21 protein-coding genes are annotated in these 19,083 nt (G+C 45.7%); all 21 read left to right on the top strand.

The annotated features are described in order from the left end of the window. The first annotated feature begins 7 nt into the window (after nucleotides 1–7). The 21 genes from atpD (at nucleotide 8) to flgF (ending at nucleotide 19,074) form a co-directional block, all read left to right on the top strand. Nucleotides 8–1,429 carry a F0F1 ATP synthase subunit beta gene (atpD, locus tag ACPF7I_RS13795; protein WP_009360959.1) on the top strand — a complete coding sequence of 474 codons (1,422 nt, stop codon included), beginning with the start codon at nucleotides 8–10 and terminating at the stop codon, nucleotides 1,427–1,429. 24 nt (nucleotides 1,430–1,453) lie between these two features. Beyond that, on the top strand, nucleotides 1,454–1,858 hold the full coding sequence (locus ACPF7I_RS13790; RefSeq protein WP_009360958.1) for a F0F1 ATP synthase subunit epsilon: 405 nt from the start codon (nucleotides 1,454–1,456) through the stop codon (nucleotides 1,856–1,858). A 122-nt stretch (nucleotides 1,859–1,980) separates the two neighbouring features. Next, the gene (locus ACPF7I_RS13785) at nucleotides 1,981–2,379 is read left to right on the top strand and encodes an NADH-quinone oxidoreductase subunit A (protein WP_430745668.1); all 399 of its coding nucleotides are present in this window, start codon (nucleotides 1,981–1,983) and stop codon (nucleotides 2,377–2,379) included. Then, nucleotides 2,370–2,882 carry a NuoB/complex I 20 kDa subunit family protein gene (locus tag ACPF7I_RS13780; protein WP_003396994.1) on the top strand — a complete coding sequence of 171 codons (513 nt, stop codon included), beginning with the start codon at nucleotides 2,370–2,372 and terminating at the stop codon, nucleotides 2,880–2,882. The genes ACPF7I_RS13785 and ACPF7I_RS13780 overlap by 10 nt, the downstream gene beginning before the upstream one ends. Further along, on the top strand, nucleotides 2,883–3,983 hold the full coding sequence (locus tag ACPF7I_RS13775) for an NADH-quinone oxidoreductase subunit C (protein ID WP_430745669.1): 1,101 nt from the start codon (nucleotides 2,883–2,885) through the stop codon (nucleotides 3,981–3,983). A gap of 3 nt (nucleotides 3,984–3,986) precedes the next feature. Beyond that, nucleotides 3,987–5,087: an NADH-quinone oxidoreductase subunit D gene (locus ACPF7I_RS13770; protein ID WP_430745671.1), complete on the top strand. Its 1,101-nt coding sequence runs from the start codon at nucleotides 3,987–3,989 to the stop codon at nucleotides 5,085–5,087. Continuing rightward, a complete protein-coding gene (nuoH, locus tag ACPF7I_RS13765) occupies nucleotides 5,087–6,088 on the top strand; it encodes an NADH-quinone oxidoreductase subunit NuoH (RefSeq protein ID WP_430746023.1) in 1,002 nt (333 codons plus the stop codon). The genes ACPF7I_RS13770 and nuoH overlap by 1 nt, the downstream gene beginning before the upstream one ends. A gap of 22 nt (nucleotides 6,089–6,110) precedes the next feature. Next, entirely contained in the window at nucleotides 6,111–6,530 is a 420-nt protein-coding gene (gene nuoI / locus ACPF7I_RS13760; RefSeq protein ID WP_003396988.1) for an NADH-quinone oxidoreductase subunit NuoI, read from the top strand. Then, nucleotides 6,527–7,036 (top strand): NADH-quinone oxidoreductase subunit J, encoded by a 510-nt coding sequence (locus ACPF7I_RS13755; RefSeq protein ID WP_430745673.1) that lies wholly within the window; start codon nucleotides 6,527–6,529, stop codon nucleotides 7,034–7,036. The genes nuoI and ACPF7I_RS13755 overlap by 4 nt, the downstream gene beginning before the upstream one ends. Further along, nucleotides 7,033–7,344 (top strand): NADH-quinone oxidoreductase subunit NuoK, encoded by a 312-nt coding sequence (gene nuoK, locus ACPF7I_RS13750; RefSeq protein ID WP_004892986.1) that lies wholly within the window; start codon nucleotides 7,033–7,035, stop codon nucleotides 7,342–7,344. The genes ACPF7I_RS13755 and nuoK overlap by 4 nt, the downstream gene beginning before the upstream one ends. Before the next feature lie 60 nt (nucleotides 7,345–7,404). Continuing rightward, nucleotides 7,405–9,261: an NADH-quinone oxidoreductase subunit L gene (gene nuoL / locus ACPF7I_RS13745; protein ID WP_430745675.1), complete on the top strand. Its 1,857-nt coding sequence runs from the start codon at nucleotides 7,405–7,407 to the stop codon at nucleotides 9,259–9,261. After that, the gene (locus ACPF7I_RS13740; protein WP_430745676.1) at nucleotides 9,261–10,772 is read left to right on the top strand and encodes an NADH-quinone oxidoreductase subunit M; all 1,512 of its coding nucleotides are present in this window, start codon (nucleotides 9,261–9,263) and stop codon (nucleotides 10,770–10,772) included. The genes nuoL and ACPF7I_RS13740 overlap by 1 nt, the downstream gene beginning before the upstream one ends. Nucleotides 10,773–10,776: 4 nt before the next feature. Continuing rightward, nucleotides 10,777–12,279, top strand: a complete 1,503-nt coding sequence (gene nuoN, locus ACPF7I_RS13735) for an NADH-quinone oxidoreductase subunit NuoN (protein ID WP_430745677.1) — start codon at nucleotides 10,777–10,779, stop codon at nucleotides 12,277–12,279. 57 nt (nucleotides 12,280–12,336) lie between these two features. Further along, the gene (locus tag ACPF7I_RS13730; protein WP_219985425.1) at nucleotides 12,337–12,567 is read left to right on the top strand and encodes a DUF1146 family protein; all 231 of its coding nucleotides are present in this window, start codon (nucleotides 12,337–12,339) and stop codon (nucleotides 12,565–12,567) included. A gap of 81 nt (nucleotides 12,568–12,648) precedes the next feature. Next, nucleotides 12,649–13,344, top strand: coding sequence for a YwmB family TATA-box binding protein (locus ACPF7I_RS13725; protein WP_430745679.1), 696 nt, complete (start codon nucleotides 12,649–12,651; stop codon nucleotides 13,342–13,344). 31 nt (nucleotides 13,345–13,375) lie between these two features. Then, nucleotides 13,376–14,674 carry a UDP-N-acetylglucosamine 1-carboxyvinyltransferase gene (murA, locus tag ACPF7I_RS13720; RefSeq protein ID WP_430745680.1) on the top strand — a complete coding sequence of 433 codons (1,299 nt, stop codon included), beginning with the start codon at nucleotides 13,376–13,378 and terminating at the stop codon, nucleotides 14,672–14,674. A gap of 98 nt (nucleotides 14,675–14,772) precedes the next feature. Beyond that, nucleotides 14,773–15,759 (top strand): stage II sporulation protein D, encoded by a 987-nt coding sequence (gene spoIID / locus ACPF7I_RS13715; protein ID WP_430745682.1) that lies wholly within the window; start codon nucleotides 14,773–14,775, stop codon nucleotides 15,757–15,759. Nucleotides 15,760–15,834: 75 nt separating this feature from the next. Next, nucleotides 15,835–16,614: a peptidoglycan DD-metalloendopeptidase family protein gene (locus ACPF7I_RS13710; protein WP_430745684.1), complete on the top strand. Its 780-nt coding sequence runs from the start codon at nucleotides 15,835–15,837 to the stop codon at nucleotides 16,612–16,614. 222 nt (nucleotides 16,615–16,836) lie between these two features. Further along, the gene (gene spoIIID, locus ACPF7I_RS13705; RefSeq protein WP_003396966.1) at nucleotides 16,837–17,100 is read left to right on the top strand and encodes a sporulation transcriptional regulator SpoIIID; all 264 of its coding nucleotides are present in this window, start codon (nucleotides 16,837–16,839) and stop codon (nucleotides 17,098–17,100) included. 92 nt (nucleotides 17,101–17,192) lie between these two features. Next, the gene (locus tag ACPF7I_RS13700; RefSeq protein WP_430745686.1) at nucleotides 17,193–18,197 is read left to right on the top strand and encodes a rod shape-determining protein; all 1,005 of its coding nucleotides are present in this window, start codon (nucleotides 17,193–17,195) and stop codon (nucleotides 18,195–18,197) included. Between the two features lie 88 nt (nucleotides 18,198–18,285). Continuing rightward, entirely contained in the window at nucleotides 18,286–19,074 is a 789-nt protein-coding gene (gene flgF / locus ACPF7I_RS13695) for a flagellar basal-body rod protein FlgF (protein ID WP_430745687.1), read from the top strand. The last annotated feature ends 9 nt before the right edge of the window (nucleotides 19,075–19,083 follow it).

The raw sequence follows: 19,083 nt of genomic DNA, 5'->3' as shown, positions 1-19,083 counted from the left end.
GAAAACGATGGCAAAAGGACGCGTTATTCAAGTTATGGGTCCTGTTGTAGACGTAAAGTTCGAAGACGGACACTTACCTGCGATTTACAACGCCCTAAAAATTAAACATAAAGCGCGTAACGAAAAAGAAGTCGATATCGACTTAACGTTAGAAGTAGCCCTTCACCTTGGGGATGACACAGTGCGCACAATTGCGATGTCAACAACTGACGGATTAGTTCGTGGAATGGAAGTCATCGATACGGGAGCACCGATTTCTGTTCCTGTCGGTGAAGTAACGCTCGGACGCGTATTTAACGTATTAGGAGAGCCGATTGACTTAGGAGAAGACATTCCAGCAGACGCTCGTCGCGATGCAATTCACCGTCCGGCACCAAAATTCGAACAACTTTCAACACAAGTTGAAATTCTTGAAACAGGAATTAAAGTTGTAGACCTTCTTGCTCCTTATATTAAAGGTGGAAAAATCGGCTTGTTCGGTGGTGCAGGGGTAGGAAAAACGGTTTTAATCCAAGAGTTAATTAACAACATCGCGCAAGAGCACGGTGGTATTTCCGTATTCGCCGGCGTTGGTGAGCGGACGCGCGAAGGAAACGACTTGTACCATGAAATGAAAGACTCTGGCGTTATTAACAAAACAGCGATGGTATTCGGTCAGATGAACGAGCCACCTGGAGCACGTATGCGCGTTGCGCTAACAGGATTAACAATGGCGGAATATTTCCGTGATGAGCAAGGACAAGACGTATTGTTCTTCATCGACAACATTTTCCGTTTCACGCAAGCAGGTTCAGAAGTTTCCGCTCTATTAGGACGCATGCCTTCAGCGGTAGGTTACCAACCAACACTTGCGACAGAAATGGGTCAATTACAAGAGCGTATTACATCAACGGCTGTCGGTTCGGTTACGTCGATCCAAGCGATTTACGTTCCAGCGGACGACTACACAGACCCAGCGCCAGCGACAACGTTCGCGCACTTAGATGCGACAACAAACTTAGAGCGTAAATTATCAGAGATGGGTATTTACCCAGCGGTAGACCCGCTTGCATCGACATCTCGTGCGCTTTCGCCAGAAATTGTTGGAGAAGAGCATTACCAAGTGGCGCGCAAAGTGCAACAAACGTTGCAACGCTATAAAGAATTACAAGACATTATCGCGATTCTTGGTATGGATGAGCTTTCAGAAGAAGATAAACTTGTCGTTCATCGCGCTCGTCGCATTCAGTTCTTCTTATCACAAAACTTCCACGTCGCTGAACAGTTTACAGGGCAACCAGGTTCATACGTACCTGTAAAAGAGACAGTTCGTGGCTTTAAAGAAATTTTGGAAGGAAAATATGACCATCTTCCAGAAGATGCGTTCCGCTTAGTTGGCCGCATCGAAGAAGTAATTGAAAAAGCGAGAAAAATGGGCGTAGAAGTTTAATAAGGGACCGAGGAGGATTTTTTCATGAAGACGATTAAAGTCAGTGTCGTAACTCCGGACGGCCCAGTGTATGAAGCGGATGTGGAAATGGTAAGCGCTAAAGCGCAAAGCGGCGAACTCGGCGTGTTGCCAGGGCACATTCCGATGGTCGCACCGCTAGAAATTGGCGCGGTTCGTTTAAAAAAAGGAAACGCGACTGAACTTGTGGCGGTCAGTGGTGGCTTTTTAGAAGTTCGCCCTGATCGTGTGACGATTTTAGCGCAAGCAGCAGAGCGAGCAGAAAATATTGATGTTGCGCGCGCAAAAGCGGCGAAAGAGCGGGCTGAACGCCGCTTGCAAGCGAAGCAAGATGACATTGATCATAAACGGGCAGAATTGGCTTTACGCCGTGCGATTAACCGTTTAAATGTTGCGAATCGTAATTTTTAACCCTAAGAGCATTGTCTCTTGGGGTTTTTTGTTTATTTTTGGAACAAGTTTTATCGACACATATGTGAAGAAGTGATATAATGTTATCGGTTACAGTCTTAATAGTGTGACGTTTTTGAAAAATGTGTATAAAGTCACAAAGGGGTGGGGCATCGTTGAACGTTTATGTAAACAGTTATGTAGTCGTCTTTGTGTTTCTTTGTTTAGGCATTTTACTTCCAGTCGTTGCGCTTACGGCAGGTCGTTTTCTTCGTCCGCATGCGCCAAACGCAGCGAAACAAACAACGTACGAGAGCGGATTAGATCCGTTCCACGATTCCCGTGTGCAGTTTAACATACGGTATTACATTTTTGCGCTCTTGTTCGTCATTTTTGACGTCGAGACTGTATTTTTATATCCGTGGGCGGTGGCGTTTGAAAAGCTCGGTGCATTTGCCATCATTGAAATGCTTATTTTCGTCGTCATGTTGTTGATTGGACTTGTGTATGCTTGGAAGAAGAAGGTGTTAAAATGGATGTAAAATTATTGAACGTATCAGATCAAGAAATGGAAGAAATGCGCCGCAACGTCTTTTTAACGACATTAGAGCAGCTAAAAGCATGGGCGCGCAGCAATTCGCTATGGCCGCTTACGTTCGGACTTGCCTGTTGTGCGATTGAAATGATGGGAGTCGGCTCTTCCCATTACGATTTAGATCGTTTCGGATCTTTCTTCCGCACGTCGCCGCGTCAATCAGATGTGATGATCGTCTCGGGCACAGTCACGAAAAAAATGGCCCCAATTGTTCGCCGCTTGTACGATCAAATGCCTGAACCGAAATGGGTCATTGCGATGGGATCATGCGCAACGGCAGGCGGTCCGTATGTGAAATCGTATTGCGTCGTAAAAGGTGTCGATCAAATTGTACCGGTTGACGTATATATTCCAGGCTGTCCGCCAAATCCAGCTGCATTGATTTATGGCATTAACAAACTAAAAGAAAAAATTCGCTACGAAGCGAAAACAGGAAAGAGGGTGCTGTAAATGAGTGATGAAAAAGATTTACAGCAACTAAAAAAAGAGGCGGCGGAACGGGCGAAACAATTAGCGAAAGAGCGACTTGCGGCGAAGCAAGCAGCGAAACAAACTGAGCCTCCGCTCGAAAGTGAAGAAGACCTTGCGCTTGCGAAGAAAAAAGCGGCAGCGGCGGCGAAAGCAAAAGCTGCAGCGTTAGCGAAACAAAAAGCAGCAGAGTCTGGGGAATTAAGCGAAGAAGAGTTGGCGAAGAAAAAAGCGGCAGCGGCGGCGAAAGCAAAAGCTGCAGCGTTAGCGAAACAAAAAGCAGCAGAGTCTGGGGAATTAAGCGAAGAAGAGTTGGCGAAGAAAAAAGCGGCAGCGGCGGCGAAAGCAAAAGCTGCAGCGTTAGCAAAACAAAAAGCAGCAGAGTCTGGGGAATTAAGCGAAGAAGAATTAGCGAAGAAAAAAGCGGCAGCGGCGGCGAAAGCGAAAGCTGCAGCGTTAGCGAAACAAAAAGCAACAGAGTCTGGGGAATTAAGCGAAGAAGAATTAGCGAAGAAAAAAGCGGCAGCGGCAGCGAAAGCAAAAGCTGCAGCGGCAGCAAAAGCAAAAAGTGCAGATGTCGCTGAAGAAAAAGAGGAAAAACCTTCACCAAATCAGCCATATCTCGACAAATACGTCAAAGTAATTGAACAACATCTCGGAAAAGACGTGCTAGAAAACGCTTACATTAATCGTTTGTCGAAAGACGTACCGACGCTCGTTGTGAAAAAAGATACATATTTTAAAGTGGCTGAGTTTTTAAAATATAATGAGCAGCTAAGTTTTGATTATTTATCAGAACTGCACGGAACGGATTTTCAAACGCATATGGAAGTGTACGTGCACTTGTACTCCTATAAAAATCGCCAATCTGTTGCGTTGAAAGTGAAAATTGATCGTGACCATCCGGTGATCGATTCCCTCGTTCCGCTTTGGCCAGGAGCAAATTGGCCAGAGTGCGAAGCGTACGATTTACTTGGCATTCGTTTCGAAGGTCATCCGCAACTCATTCGCATATTTTTAGGGGAGAACTGGGTCGGCTATCCGCTCCGAAAAGATTACGAGCCGTACGATATGGAGGGGTAAAATGTGCTTAGAACAGAGGAGATGCTTTTAAACGTCGGACCGCAACATCCGAGCACACACGGCGTGTTTCGTCTCGTGCTAAAAATCGATGGGGAAATCATTAAAGAAGCGACTCCTGTCATCGGTTATCTTCACCGCGGCACCGAAAAAATCGCAGAAAATTTACAATATACACAAATCATTCCGTACACCGACCGCATGGACTATTTATCAGCGATGACGAACAACTATGTCATTTGCCATGCGGTAGAAACGATGATGGGCATTGAAGTGCCGGAGCGAGCCGAGTATTTACGCGTGCTTGCGATGGAGCTCGGTCGCATTGCGAGCCACCTCGTTTGGTGGGGGACATATTTGCTTGACATTGGGGCGGTCAGTCCATTTTTATATGCGTTTCGCGAGCGGGAAATGATTATTAATCTATTAAATGAACTATCAGGTGCGCGATTAACGTTTAACTACATGCGTGTGGGCGGCGTGAAATGGGATGCGCCAGACGGCTGGGTCGACAAAGTGAAACAGTTCGTTCCATATATGCGCAAACAGCTAGAAGGCTATCATGAGCTTGTGACAGGAAATGAAATTTTCCGCAACCGTGTCATCGGAGTCGGAAAGTATACGAAAGAAGAAGCGTTAGCATATTCATTAAGCGGCGTCAATTTGCGCTGTACAGGTGTAAAATGGGATTTACGAAAAGATGAACCGTATTCTATTTACGATCGGTTTGATTTTGACGTGCCTGTTCGTACGGAAGGCGATTGCTTCGCCCGCTATGAATGCCGCCTTGCTGAAATTGAACAATCGCTTCGTATTATTGAGCAGGCGTGTGAGCAGTTTCCACATGAAGGAGACATTATGGCAAAAGTGCCGAAAATTATTAAAGCGCCGCCGGGAGAAGCATACGTCCGCATCGAGTCGCCGCGCGGAGAAATTGGGTGCTATATTGCGAGCGACGGGAAAAAAGAGCCGTATCGCTTAAAATTCCGTCGACCGTCATTTTATAATTTGCAAATCCTTCCGAAACTATTAAAAGGGGAAAATATCGCGAATTTAATTGCGATACTTGGCGCGATTGATATCGTGCTTGGGGAGGTCGATGGATGATGATGGAACAACTTTTACAGTCGACGCCGAGCTGGACGAACGTTGCGATATTTTTCGCGATTGGTGTTGGCTTGTTGCTCGTTGTATTAGGATTTGTTACGTACGGCATTTTAGCGGAACGAAAAGTGATGGGATTTATGCAAGGACGCATCGGCCCGAACCAAGTTGGGGGGCGCTGGGGGTTATTGCAGACGGTTGCGGACGTATTAAAACTATTGTTGAAAGAAGATACGATTCCAAAAGCAGCCGATCGCCCGCTGTTTATTTTAGCACCGGTCATCGCATTTGCCCCTGCTTTTATGGTGCTTGCAGCCCTGCCGTTTACTGATGCGTTGCAATTTGCCGATATTGGCGTTGGCTTGCTTTATTACATCGCCGTGTCAGGATTAACGACGATTGGCGTTGTGACAGGTGCATGGGCTTCGAACAACAAATATGCACTACTTGGAGGCATGCGCGCAGCCGCGCAAATGATTTCATATGAAGTGCCTCTCGTCATGTCGGTCATTGGTGTCATTTTGTTGTCAGGAAGTTTAAACTTAAACGACATTGTTGAGGCACAAAAAGATGTATGGTTTATTATCGCGCAGCCGATCGGATTTCTCGTTTTCCTCATCGCCGCTGTGGCGGAGCTAAACCGGACGCCGTTTGACTTGCCGGAAGCAGAATCGGAACTTGTTGCAGGATTCCATGTTGAATATTCTGGATTCCGTTGGGCGTTTTTCATGCTCGCGGAGTACGTGTACTTTTTTGCGATGGCAGCATTGACGACTGTGCTCTTTTTAGGAGGATGGCATCCGCTTCCGTTTCTCGGTTTTATTCCAGGAGCGGTTTGGTTTGCATTAAAGTTTAGTCTCGTCGTTTTCTTATTTATTTGGTTTCGCATTACGTTTCCGCGTGTGCGGGCCGATCAATTGATGGAGTTTGGTTGGAAAGTATTATTGCCTGTTGCGCTCGTCAATATTTTTGTCACAGCTCTTGTGAAACAACTATTTTTTTAAATAAAAAGGTGGGTGGGCAGAAATGCTCGGTTTAATGAAAGGATTAGCGTATACGCTGAAAAACTTAACAAAAGAAAAGGTGACGTACGATTATCCGAATGAACCGCTTCCGCTTCCGGATCGCTTTCGCGGCATTCAAAAGTTTTATCCGGAAAAATGTATCGTTTGCAATCAGTGCGCAAACATTTGCCCGACCGACTGTATTCAGCTGACGGGCAAAAAGCATCCGGATCCGACGAAAAAAGGAAAAATTATTGATACGTATGACATTAATTTTGAAATTTGCATTTTATGCGATTTATGCACGGAAGTATGTCCGACTGAGGCGATCGTCATGACGAACAATTTTGAACTAGCAGAATATAGCCGCGACGAACTATTCAAAGATTTAACGTGGCTCGACGAAAACGATACGAACGTGCGGAAGGTGAATAAACCATGAGCGGACAATATCTCGCATTTTTCATCCTTGCGCTCATTGCGCTAGGCGGCGGCATTTTTATGTTAAATTTAAACAAAGTCGTCCACATGGTCGTCGCCCTTGTATTTACGTTCGTCAGTCTTGCCGGCATTTACGTGCTTTTATCGGCTGAGTTTGTTGCGGCAGTACAAGTGCTTATTTACTCTGGTGCGATTACAATTATTATGTTGTTCGGTATTATGCTTACGCGCCATCAAGATGACGGACAATCGACAGGAAGTCCGCTTCGTAAAGCGCTTGCGTTGCTTGGTACGGTCGCATTCGGTGCGGTTATGTACATCGGCATTCGCACGCTTGACTTTGGTACGGAAGCGGTTGGACTTCATGAAAACAATACGGAACAAATCGGGATCGCTCTTTATTCCAAGTACGTCATTCCGTTTGAACTAACATCCGTATTATTGCTTGTTGCCCTCGTTGGCGCCGTCATTTTAGCGAAAAAAGATGATAAGGAGGAGGGAGAATGAGCGTACCGTTATCCGCCTATCTCGTATTTGCGCTTTTATTATTTTGCATCGGGTTGTACGGAGCATTAACAAAGCGCAATACGGTGATCGTCCTCATTTGTATCGAGCTCATGTTAAATGCGGTCAACGTCAACTTAGTGGCATTTAGTAAATATGGGGTAAATCCAGGCATTACAGGTCAAGTATTTTCGCTGTTTACAATTACTGTTGCTGCCGCAGAAGCAGCGGTCGGTTTAGCGATTTTAATTGCGCTATACCGCAACCGCAAAACGATTCATATTGATGAAGTCGATTCGATGAAACGATAAAGGATGGGGAAACAAAGGGGTTAATATATAAACGCACCTGAAAAAGGGGATGATTGAACGATGATGGAAAACGCATGGCTCATACCGCTTTTTCCGTTCGTATCGTTTGTTGTGCTGCTTGTGGTCGGCAAGCAGTTAAAAGAACGAAGCGCGTATGTAGGGATGTTGTTGACGTTTATTTCGCTCGTATATGCGCTCGGAGTGTTATACGAGCGATGGACGGCGCCAACATACAAACAAGCATACACATGGCTTACGATCGGGAATGTGCAATTGACGGTCGGTTTTGAAGTGAATGCGTTAAACGCACTCATGCTCGTTGTTGTGTCGCTTGTTAGTTTTCTCGTACATACGTATGCGAAAGGATATATGCATGGTGATGAGCGCTTTCCGGTGTTTTATGCATATTTAGGCTTATTTACTTTTGCGATGCTTGGGCTCGTCATATCGCCTAACTTATTACAAACGTACATGTTTTGGGAGCTTGTCGGTCTCGGCTCGTTCTTACTAATCGGATTTTATTTTTACAAAGAAGAAGCAAAAGCTGCGGCGAAAAAAGCGTTTATTATGACGCGCATCGGGGATATTGGCTTATTGATCGGCATGATTTTATTGTTCCTTGAAGTAAAAAGTTTTGAATATGAGGCTATTTTTGCTGCGTTACAACAAGGGGATGTTTCAACGACAATCATTACGTTAAGCGCCATTCTCATTTTTATCGGTGCGATCGGAAAATCAGGTCAATTTCCGCTTCATACGTGGCTTCCGGATGCGATGGAAGGTCCAACGCCTGTATCCGCATTAATTCACGCAGCGACAATGGTTGCGGCTGGGGTATATTTAGTGGCGGCGTTGTTCCCGCTTTATGAAGCAAGTGAAGTTGCAATGACGACCGTCGCTTACGTCGGTGGATTTACCGCTATTTTTGCAGCGTCTATCGGCTTAGTACAAACAGACATTAAACGTGTGCTCGCGTATTCTACAGTCAGCCAGCTCGGCTACATGATGTTGGCGCTCGGTTCAGCTGGATATGTCGCAGGCATCTTTCATTTGATGACGCATGCATTTTTTAAAGCGCTCCTCTTTTTAGCGGCAGGTAGCGTCATTCATGCGGTGCATACGCAAAACATTGAACAAATGGGCGGATTATGGAAAAAGATGAAATGGACCGCTCCGCTCTTTCTCATCGGAACGTTAGCTATTAGCGGATTTCCGTTTTTCTCAGGCTTTTTTAGCAAAGACGAAATTTTAATTGCGGCGTGGACGCATGGGCATGTCGGTTTATTCGTTGTCGCTGTTATCGCTGCCTTTTTCACAGCGTTTTATATGTTCCGCTTATTTTTCCTTGTATTTGCAGGAGAAGCGCGAACGGGCTTCCACGACGTTCACGAATCGCCAATGGTTATGGTGCTTCCGATGATTGTGCTCGGCGTGCTTGCTGTCGTTTCTGGCTACGTCCAAACACCGTGGGGAGCGTTTTTAGGCGAATGGTTGACGGAAGGAACGAGCTGGCATGCACATATGGAAGGACCGGGCTGGATTATGATTGTTGCGACAATCGTTTCATTATGCGGCATTGTGCTTGCATGGCTCATATATGGCAAACAGGCGATTGCTCGCGACTGGCTATCGTCACGTTTTCCGATAACGTACAACGTGCTTATGAATAAATATTACGTTGACGAGTTTTACGGACTGACTGTCATTCGTGCGACCGCATTCATCAGCTTGCTGTTTGAATACATCGACCGTTTCCTCGTCGAAGGAATAGCTCGGTCGCTTGCAGCAGCTACGCGCGGTATCGGACGAATCGGTTCGCGCCTACAAAACGGTCAAGTGCAAATGTATGGCACAGTGACGATCGTTGCTTTAGCGATTCTCGTCGTCATTTTTGCGGTGACAGGGGGGTATTTATAATGCAGCCATACTTTTTATCGCTCTTAATTTTCTCCCCGCTTTTAGGTATACTCGTTCTTTCCTTTATTCCGAAAGAGCAAGAAAAAGCGATGAAATGGCTTGGCGTGTTGGCAACGTTGCCATCGTTATGTTTGTCGTTGTTTGCGTTTTGGCAATATCAAAACGGGTATGATATAAGCCAGCTGACAGAAAAGCGTTCATGGATTCGATTTGGCGATTTTCCGTTTTTAAGGGAAACGGATTTTACGGTGGCGTACGAACTGCACGTCGACGGTTTTGCGCTCGTCATGATCGTGCTAACAACCATTTTAGCAACGCTCGCTGCGCTTGCTTCCATGTCCATTCAAAAAGAATGGAAAGGATATTTTCAACTGTTTTTATTGCTTGAAATCGGCATGCTCGGCGTGTTTGCCGCAAGCAACCTTGTGCTCTTTTTCATCTTTTTCGAATTGACGCTCATTCCGATGTTTTTCTTAATCGGAAAATGGGGCTATTTCGAAAAAGAAAAAGCAGCGTATAGCTATTTAATTTATAACGGGCTCGGTTCAGCCGTTTTATTAATTGTGATCGCTATTTTGTTTGCGCGCACTGGCACATCGAATATCGCTGAGCTGCGCCACATATTAACGGATCCGATGGCACAAACGATTTCGCCAATTTCCGACGATCTTCGTTACGGATTGTTTATCGCCTTGCTTGTCGCATTTGGGGTCAAATTGCCGATCGTGCCGCTCCATCGTTGGATGTTGCGCGTGCACGTACAAGCGCCGCCGTCTGTCGTGATGCTGCATGCAGGAGTTTTGTTAAAAATTGGTGCTTTTGGTCTCGTTCGTCTCGCCCTCGGATTATTTCCCGGGCAATTCCAACAATTTTCGACATGGCTCATCGTTTTAGGGGTTGTCAATTTGTTGTACGGTGCGTTTTTAGCATTTAGACAAACCGATTTTAAAATGGTTCTTGCTTACTCAAGTGTATCGCATATGGGCATTGTATTGATCGGTCTTGGATCTCTTAACGAAGCGGGAATACAAGGGGCGATTTTCCAAGCGGTGTCACACGGATTTATCGCGGCGTTTTTATTCTTTTTCGTTGGGGTCATGTACGAGCGGACGCGCACGACGACGCTCGCCCGTTTAGGCGGAATGGCGAAAACGATGCCGTATGCGTCAGGATTTATTCTTGCTGGAGCGATGGCTTCGCTCGGCTTGCCGGGAACGTCAGGATTTATTAGCGAGTTTATGGCGTTTGTTGGAGCTTTTCAAGCAGAGCCTTTATTAGCAGCGATCGGTACGCTCGGAATGATTATGACAGCTGTGTATTTATTACGTGCTGTCCTCGGTATGACATTTGGGCAAACAAAGGTGACAAACGTCTCCGATTTATGTGGTACTGAATGGGTACCAGCGGTTAGTTTACTGTTGCTTATTGTTCTCATCGGGGTATATCCGAACGTGTTGGCGATGCCGCTGCAAACGACGATTGAAACGATGATGAACGGGTTAGGGGGTTGATGAGATGGATTTCGAAACATTACTTAGTTATCAGTGGGGCGTCATGATGCCGGAATTTATTATTCTCGGCGTGGCGGTTGCGCTCTCGCTCATCGACCTATTTATGCCCGAAGATCGCAACCGGCGCCTGCTTGGGTTGTTCGCTTTCGTTGGCGTCGCCGTTTCGTTCGTTTCGCTGCTTGGGTTATGGACGAGTGATGTCACATCGATTCTAGGCGATACGTTCCGCCTTGATTCGTTTGCGAAATCGTTTAAAGCATTATTGCTTATCGGTAGTGCGCTCGTTTTACTTCTTGCGATTCATTACGAACCGAATGAGCGCATCGCGTATCGTGGCGAATTTTATTACTTATTTTTAACGGCTCTTCTCGGTGCGATGATGATGGCGTCGAGTGGGGATCTTATTACGCTGTTTGTTGGTCTTGAACTGCTGTCCATTTCTTCTTATATTCTTGTTGCGATTCGGAAAAAACATACGTTAGCGAATGAAGCTGCGCTAAAATATGTCATTACAGGAAGCATTGCAACAGCCATTACGTTGTTCGGGATGAGCTACATATTTGGCTTTACCGGATCGACAAATATAAAAGAAATTGCTCGGCAACTCGCAAGTACGTATGACGGGAATCACCAATACATTTTATCGCTTGCCTTTTTGCTTACGTTTATCGGTTTGTCGTTTAAATTGGCGGCTGCTCCGTTTCATATGTGGGCGCCAGACGTATATCAAGGCGCAACGACGCCAGTTGTTTCCTTTTTAAGCGTCGTATCGAAAACAGCGGGATTTGTCATCGTGCTGCGCCTCATCGTTTCTGTATTTGCTCAAATACCGACGGACAGTTCGAATTCCATGCTTATAACGCTTGCGCCGTATATCGCTTTTTTAGCAGGAGCAACGATGATTATCGGCAATACGATTGCGCTACGCCAGCGCAACGTCAAACGCATGCTGGCGTATTCGAGCATCGCACATGCGGGATACGTGCTCGTTGCTTTCGCAAGCTTATCGATGTTTATGTTTGAAGCGATTTGGTTTTACTTATTGGCGTATTTGTTTATGACGATCGGCGCGTTTGCGATTTTGCAAGTCGTTTCTCACCATCACGATGACGAAGACATTAGCATATTTGCTGGCTTATATCGACGCTCGCCGCTTATGGCTGTTGCGATGACGATCTTTTTACTCTCGCTTTCAGGCATTCCAGGAACGGCTGGATTTATTGGGAAAGTAAACATTTTTCTTGGGGCGTTTATCGTCGAGCCTGCTCATTATGTGCTCGCATCGGTCATGATAGCAACGACGGTCGTTTCGTACGTATATTATTTTGGTATTTTCGTTCAAATGTTTTTCCGTCCGGTGGAAGATGCGCGCCCGTTACAATGGCCGCCTGGCATCGTCGCCGTTGTAGCGATTTGTGTCATCGGCACCGTCGCTTTAGGGGTGTTTCCAAACATCGCCTATGACTTTCTTGTACCATTTGAACATTTTAGCGATTTTCTTCAGTAGGACGTATAATGGAAGGGGTGTTCCCTTCCATTTTTTTATGTGAAAGGAGGAGTACATATGGACGTATTTGGACAAGAAGCGTTAATTAGCTTATTATCTCATTTGTTTTTTATTACCGTAACGTGGTGGACGTTGCAAGCGGTCAGATTAGAAGTCATTTTCAAGCCGAACCGCATTATTCAAGCGCGCGTATTTTACGTGCTATTGACGATTGCGATCGGCTCATTAGTGAGCCATTTCTTTCTAGACTATTTACGTTGGTCGCGTCAATTGCCATTTTTATTTTAAGCGCGAGCGTTGTCGATTTTTTTCACGTATGTTCCCTTCCGATCTGGCAACAATAAATGCTAAGGAGAGGAAGGGAAAGAGATGAGAAAAAAATGGTTGGTACTCGTTATTTTTTGTTTGTTATTAAGTGGTTATCGAATGTATGATGATGAACGTGTCGAAAGAGAAATAACGAAAATAAACGACATGCTCGGCGTATTTCAAGACCATCATATTTACCTCAAACGATGGAACGTCTACGCCAAAGAGCAAGTGCTTACAAAAGACCCTCACAACTGGATCCAACAACACGTGAGAACATGGTCCTCTTTCCATTGGACAGTTGAACCGCACAAGATGATTGGCAAACGTGAAACCTCCGCTTACGTTGAAACGATTCAACTCATCACGGTCGCTCATCATCCCGCAGTCATTATTTTGTATGAAGCAACCGGTTCAACGTGGAATAAACAACTCGAACGCACGCTCGTCCGACAAACGACAAAATTATTCGTAAAACCTATATTTTTCACTTGTATTACAGGGGAATTCGATGGTAAGATGAAAGGTGTTTTGTTTGACAAAGCGGTTCGCTTGCTTGCTTCCTTTCAAGCGCAACCGATTGAATCATTACGTGAAGAGACATTTGTCTCCGTCTCAGCATATACTGAACAGTGGAAGACGTCACTTTCTGTCGGACAACAACAAATGAATCTTCAACTGGCATTACGACAAAACGGATTGGGCGCGCGAACGACCGTTGTCATTGGCACCCCAATCATAACAGCTGAATATTAATATAGAGACTTTGGACGCGGAGGGGAATGCCTTGGAAAAAATCATCGTCCGCGGCGGGAAGCGGTTGAGCGGCACAGTGAAAGTGGAAGGTGCGAAAAACGCTGTGTTGCCTGTCATCGCCGCAACATTATTAGCGAGTGAAGGAAAAAGCGTCATTTACGATGTACCTGAACTCTCCGATGTATATACGATTAGTGAGGTGTTACGTCACTTACAAGCAGACGTGACGGTTGGCAAAAACAGCATTGTCGTCGATGCATCTGGAGAGCTAAGTATTGAAGCTCCATTTGAATATGTACGGAAAATGAGAGCATCTGTATTAGTGATGGGGCCATTGCTTGCGCGCAAAGGCCGCGCACGCGTCGCGCTGCCAGGTGGCTGTGCGATCGGGTCAAGACCAATTGACCAACATTTAAAAGGATTTGAAGCGATGGGTGCGACGGTGAAAATCGGGAACGGTTTCATCGACGCGGAAGTGAACGGAAAATTGCGCGGCGCAAAAATTTATTTAGACTTCCCGAGTGTCGGTGCGACAGAAAACATTATGATGGCTGCCGTTTTGGCAGAAGGAACAACCATTATTGAAAACTGCGCAAAAGAGCCTGAGATTGTCGACTTAGCGAACTTTTTAAATGCGATGGGTGCGAAAGTGCGCGGTGCTGGAACGGGCACGATTCGCATTGACGGTGTCACTACATTATATGGTGCAGAGCACGCGGTTATTCCTGATCGCATTGAAGCAGGAACATTTATGATTGCCGCTGCGATCACAGGTGGAAACGTCCTCGTGCAAGGGGCTGTGCCTGAACATTTAACGTCGTTAATTGCGAAACTGGAGGAAATGGGTGTCACCATTCTTGAAGAAGACAACGGTTTGCGCGTCATCGCTCCAGACAAACTGAAAGCAGTCGACGTGAAAACAATGCCGCATCCCGGCTTTCCGACCGATATGCAGTCGCAAATGATGGCGCTGCTTATGAAGGCGGAAGGCACAAGCATGGTGACAGAAACGGTATTTGAAAACCGCTTTATGCACGTGGAAGAATTTCGCCGTATGAATGCAGATATGAAAATTGAAGGGCGTTCCGTTATTATTAACGGCCCATGCAACTTGCAAGGTGCAGAAGTTGCCGCAACTGATTTGCGCGCTGCTGCCGCGCTCATTTTAGCTGGACTTGCGGCGGAAGGATATACGCGCGTAACAGAGTTGAAACATTTAGATCGCGGTTACGTACGTTTCCATGAAAAATTAGCCGCGTTAGGGGCAGATATTGAACGAGTACGCGAAGATATCGACACGGTGCAACGACAAATGACAGATGTAGGATAATGTAAAAAAACGACCGTTTGCGAAAAGCTAATGGTCGTTTTTGCATATATGCTTGTCCCCCTGCATACAGTTTAGTAATGATAAAGGGGGGATGGCATTTGCGACAATGGATGATCGCAACCATTGCGTTATTTACACTCATTTTACTTATTCCGGCATTAGTCGTTTTAGCGTTCGGGGAAAAGCAAAACACACCCCTTCCTGTCGAACCGAAGCTCGTTCAAGCGCGCGATGAACCGACGGTGGAAGTGGCTGTATACCGAAGTAAAGAAAAAAAGGTCGAACGGCTTCCGCTTGAACAATATGTCGTCGGTGTTGTAGCGGCAGAAATGCCGGCAGAATTTGAAATGGAAGCGTTAAAAGCTCAAGCGCTTACTGCAAGAACGTATATCGTGAAACAACTCATGCATAACCAACCGATCCATCTGCCCGAGGGAGCGAACGTGACCGATACGGTTATGCACCAAGTGTATTATAACGACGAGCAATTAAAAGAAATGTGGGGAATCAGTTACGAATGGAAAATAAAAAAAATTAAAGAAGCGGTCGAGGCAACGCGCGGGCAAATTTTAACGTACAACAATGAGCCGATTGAAGCCGCGTTTTTCTCCACAAGCAACGGTTATACGGAAAATTCAGAAGCGTATTGGCAAAACGCTTTTCCTTACTTAACGAGCGTTGAAAGCCCGTGGGATGAACGCTCACCGAAGTTTTATGAACAGGTGACGCTTTCTGTTCGCGAATTTGAACAGCGGCTCGGTGTCAAATTGCCAAAAGACGGATCAGTCGGCAAAGTGCTGGCGCGCACGCCAGGCAAGCGGGTAGCCCTTGTGGACATCAATGGCAAGCAGCTGACCGGACGGGAAGTGCGCGAAAAGCTGCAATTAAAATCAACGGATTTTACATGGACAAGGCAAGGAAACAACATTGTCATCACAACGAAAGGATATGGACACGGAGTCGGCATGAGCCAATATGGCGCCAACTTTTTAGCGAAGCAAGGAAAAACGTATAAAGACATTGTCACATATTATTACCAAGGGGTACGCATTCAAGACGTTTCGCTCGTCGCTTCAAAATTTTGAAGCGGCAAATTTTTTTTGTATTCATGTGTATAAATGTTCTTCTTTCTGTTCACAATGGTTGCTGAGGTGATGAACATGAAAGAAGAAAACAAAAAAGTTTCAAAGTTGTTCCGTAAACGTTGGGTTGTTCCTTCTATTTATTTGTTAAGTGCCGCGCTCATTTTAACAGGCGTGCTTTGGTTCCAAAGCAGAACGAACGATATCGTCCAGCCGCCTGCCGACGAGCAAACGGAGCCGGGCACAGCGGTCAATGAACAAGAATCTGTTCCTGTACAACAAGCGGTCGAACAAATTGCTATGCCTGTCCTTGATCCAAACGCTGTTGAAATCGCTAAACCATTTTACGATTTTCAAGCACCAGCTGAAGAACAAGAAGCTGCTCTCGTCTCTTATAATGATGAATATTATCCGAACAAAGGTGTCGACATCGCGATGAAAAACGGCGAAAGCTTTGATGTGACCGCATCGTTAAGCGGAACGGTCATTAAAGCAGAGAAAGACCCACTCTTCGGTTACGTCGTTCATATTCAACATGATCGTGGTGTCGTAACGGTATATCAATCATTAAAAGACGTACAAGTGAAAACAGGTGATACAGTAAAACAAGGACAAGTGATTGCGAAGGCAGGAACAAACGAGTTTAATCAAGAAGCAGGCGTCCACGTCCATTTTGAAATTCGGAAAGATGGGCAAGCGGTCAACCCTGTTGCTTACTTCGATCAACCGCTTAGCGCATTAGAAGCGAAAGAACAACAAACGGAACAACAAGAAACAAATCAAAACAAAACAAATGAACAAGAAAGCGATCCATCGAGCACGGTTCCAGATGCGTCGATTGGAATGGCAAGAACATGAACAGATGGGCAAAATGCTCATCTGTTCGCTTTTTTATGGCATATATTTTCTTCCTTCCTAATACACTATTACAAACTTGAACAACGAGGGTGTTTGAGGTGAGATGAACGATTAGTAGATGAGCTTGACGACTTTGTTATGAGCGAGTAAACGCCACTGCGATCAACGCCTTATACGTCTCATTTCACACTTCTCACATCCAACTTAGGGAGGGCGAGCAGTGTGCACGATTACATCAAAGAGCGTACAATCAAGATTGGCAAGTATATCGTGGAGACGAGAAAAACCGTTCGCGTCATCGCGAAAGAGTTCGGTGTGTCTAAAAGCACCGTGCATAAAGACTTAACGGAGCGGCTCCCGGAAATTAACCCCGAATTAGCGAATGAAGTAAAAGAAATTTTAGATTACCATAAATCCATTCGCCATTTGCGTGGAGGAGAAGCAACGAAGAAAAAGTATAAAAAAGAAACCGAGCAAGCGACGTAAATTTCTCGTTCCCCTTGTCAAAAATGTTCTCTTTTTTTCGACATCATTGTGGTAGAATAATGTATTAGGAGAAATGGCAAGGAGGAACATATATGTTTTTCGCAAGGGATATCGGCATCGACCTCGGCACGGCGAACGTGTTGATTTATGTCAAAGGAAAAGGCATTGTATTAAACGAACCTTCCGTCGTGGCGATTGACCAGCATACGAAGCGGGTGTTAGCAGTAGGGGAAGAAGCGCGGCGCATGGTCGGGCGCACGCCTGGGCATATTGTTGCGATCCGTCCATTGAAAGATGGCGTCATTGCGGACTTCGACATTACGGAAGCGATGCTAAAACATTTTTTAAGCAAACTCAACTTAAAAGGATGGTTTGCGAAGCCGCGCATTTTAATTTGTTGCCCAACAAACATTACATCTGTCGAACGAAAAGCGATTAAAGAAGCAGCAGAAAAAAGCGGCGGCAAAAAAGTATATTTAGAAGAAGAGCCGAAAGTGGCAGCCATCGGTGCAGGAATGGACATTTTCCAGCCTTCAGGAAACATGGTCATCGACATCGGTGGGGGCACGACAGACGTTGCCGTTTTATCGATGGGTGACATTGTCACATCCGCATCAATTAAAGTAGCGGGCGATAAATTTGACCAAGAAATTTTAAGTTATATTAAACGAGAATATAAACTATTAATCGGTGAGCGAACAGCGGAAGAAATTAAAATAAACATCGCTACTGTCTTTCCAGACGCGCGCGATGAAGCGATGGACATTCGCGGCCGCGATTTAGTGACGGGCTTACCGCGAACGATTACGATTCGCTCCGGAGAGATTGAAAAAGCGCTACGTGAAACGGTATATACGATCGTCCAAACAGCGAAAAGCGTCCTTGAGCGCACACCGCCTGAACTATCGGCGGACATTATCGACCGAGGCATTTTCTTAACAGGGGGCGGTGCGTTGCTTCATGGCATCGATCAACTGCTTGCGCAAGAGTTGAAAGTGCCTGTCTTTATCGCGGAAAATCCGATGGATTGCGTCGCGATCGGCACAGGATTAATGCTTGATAACATCGATAAAGCTCCATATCGTCAACTCGTGTAGGTGCCATTGGGAAATGGTACCTATTCGCTTTTTTCCCCCTTTTCTTTTATAATGGAAGTAGTGTAAAAACGATGAGGGAGGAAATTTTATGTTTCGCGGACTATATACAGCGGCTTCCGGCATGCTTTCTCAACAGCGTCGCATCGAAATGATGACGAACAATATCGCAAACGCCAATACGCCAGGCTACAAAGCTGATCAAGCGTCATTACGGGCTTTTCCAGATATGCTGATGCATCGCATTCAACAAACGACGATTCCGACTGAAAAAAAACCGACGTGGCGAGATCGTACATATATTGGTCCGCTCTCGACAGGGGTGTACGTGCAAGAGCTTGTGCCAAACTTTGCTCAAGGGGATATACGCGAAACAGGAAATAGCACCGATATGGCGATCGTTGATGGGACAGGCACATCGTTTTTTATCGTACAAAACGAAGCAGGCGACGTTCGTTATACGCGAAACGGTCATTTCACCATAGATGCAAACGGATTTTTAACGACGACGGACGGCCTATACGTGCTTGATGAAAGCGGGAACCGCATCGTCGTTGGCGATGAGCAGTTTACAGTACGTGAAGACGGCACGATGACAAAAGATGGACAGGCGATTGCACGCATTGGCATCGCTTATGCACAAAACGTCCAAGCGCTCGTGAAAGAAGGAAACGGTTTATTTCGGTCAGAAAACGCCCTTCCACCAGCGCAAACGTACACGATTCGCCAACAATATATTGAACGTTCGAACGTCGATTTATCTCGCGCGATGACAGATATGCTTTCAGCTTACCGAGCGTTTGAAGCGAACCAAAAAATTTTACAAGCGTACGATAAAAGTATGGACAAAGCGGCAAACGAAATCGGCCGCTTAAAGTAGGGGGATAAT

This window comes from Anoxybacillus dikiliensis (assembly GCF_050613275.1).
Taxonomy (GTDB): Bacteria; Bacillota; Bacilli; order Bacillales; family Anoxybacillaceae; genus Anoxybacillus.
Note: the sequence above shows the minus strand (reverse complement) of the source record. Positions and strands in the feature narration are given on the sequence as shown.

Coding starts and splice junctions, on each gene's coding strand:
- ACPF7I_RS13730 (WP_219985425.1), top strand. CDS start 12,337: ATGGACGTATTTGGACAAGAAGCGTTAATTAGCTTATTATCTCATTTG.
- flgF (WP_430745687.1), top strand. CDS start 18,286: ATGTTTCGCGGACTATATACAGCGGCTTCCGGCATGCTTTCTCAACAG.
- nuoK (WP_004892986.1), top strand. CDS start 7,033: ATGAGCGTACCGTTATCCGCCTATCTCGTATTTGCGCTTTTATTATTT.
- nuoH (WP_430746023.1), top strand. CDS start 5,087: ATGATGGAACAACTTTTACAGTCGACGCCGAGCTGGACGAACGTTGCG.
- ACPF7I_RS13700 (WP_430745686.1), top strand. CDS start 17,193: ATGTTTTTCGCAAGGGATATCGGCATCGACCTCGGCACGGCGAACGTG.
- ACPF7I_RS13710 (WP_430745684.1), top strand. CDS start 15,835: ATGAAAGAAGAAAACAAAAAAGTTTCAAAGTTGTTCCGTAAACGTTGG.
- nuoN (WP_430745677.1), top strand. CDS start 10,777: ATGGATTTCGAAACATTACTTAGTTATCAGTGGGGCGTCATGATGCCG.
- ACPF7I_RS13785 (WP_430745668.1), top strand. CDS start 1,981: ATGTGTATAAAGTCACAAAGGGGTGGGGCATCGTTGAACGTTTATGTA.
- ACPF7I_RS13725 (WP_430745679.1), top strand. CDS start 12,649: ATGAGAAAAAAATGGTTGGTACTCGTTATTTTTTGTTTGTTATTAAGT.
- ACPF7I_RS13740 (WP_430745676.1), top strand. CDS start 9,261: ATGCAGCCATACTTTTTATCGCTCTTAATTTTCTCCCCGCTTTTAGGT.
- nuoI (WP_003396988.1), top strand. CDS start 6,111: ATGCTCGGTTTAATGAAAGGATTAGCGTATACGCTGAAAAACTTAACA.
- ACPF7I_RS13755 (WP_430745673.1), top strand. CDS start 6,527: ATGAGCGGACAATATCTCGCATTTTTCATCCTTGCGCTCATTGCGCTA.
- atpD (WP_009360959.1), top strand. CDS start 8: ATGGCAAAAGGACGCGTTATTCAAGTTATGGGTCCTGTTGTAGACGTA.
- nuoL (WP_430745675.1), top strand. CDS start 7,405: ATGATGGAAAACGCATGGCTCATACCGCTTTTTCCGTTCGTATCGTTT.
- ACPF7I_RS13775 (WP_430745669.1), top strand. CDS start 2,883: ATGAGTGATGAAAAAGATTTACAGCAACTAAAAAAAGAGGCGGCGGAA.
- ACPF7I_RS13780 (WP_003396994.1), top strand. CDS start 2,370: ATGGATGTAAAATTATTGAACGTATCAGATCAAGAAATGGAAGAAATG.
- ACPF7I_RS13790 (WP_009360958.1), top strand. CDS start 1,454: ATGAAGACGATTAAAGTCAGTGTCGTAACTCCGGACGGCCCAGTGTAT.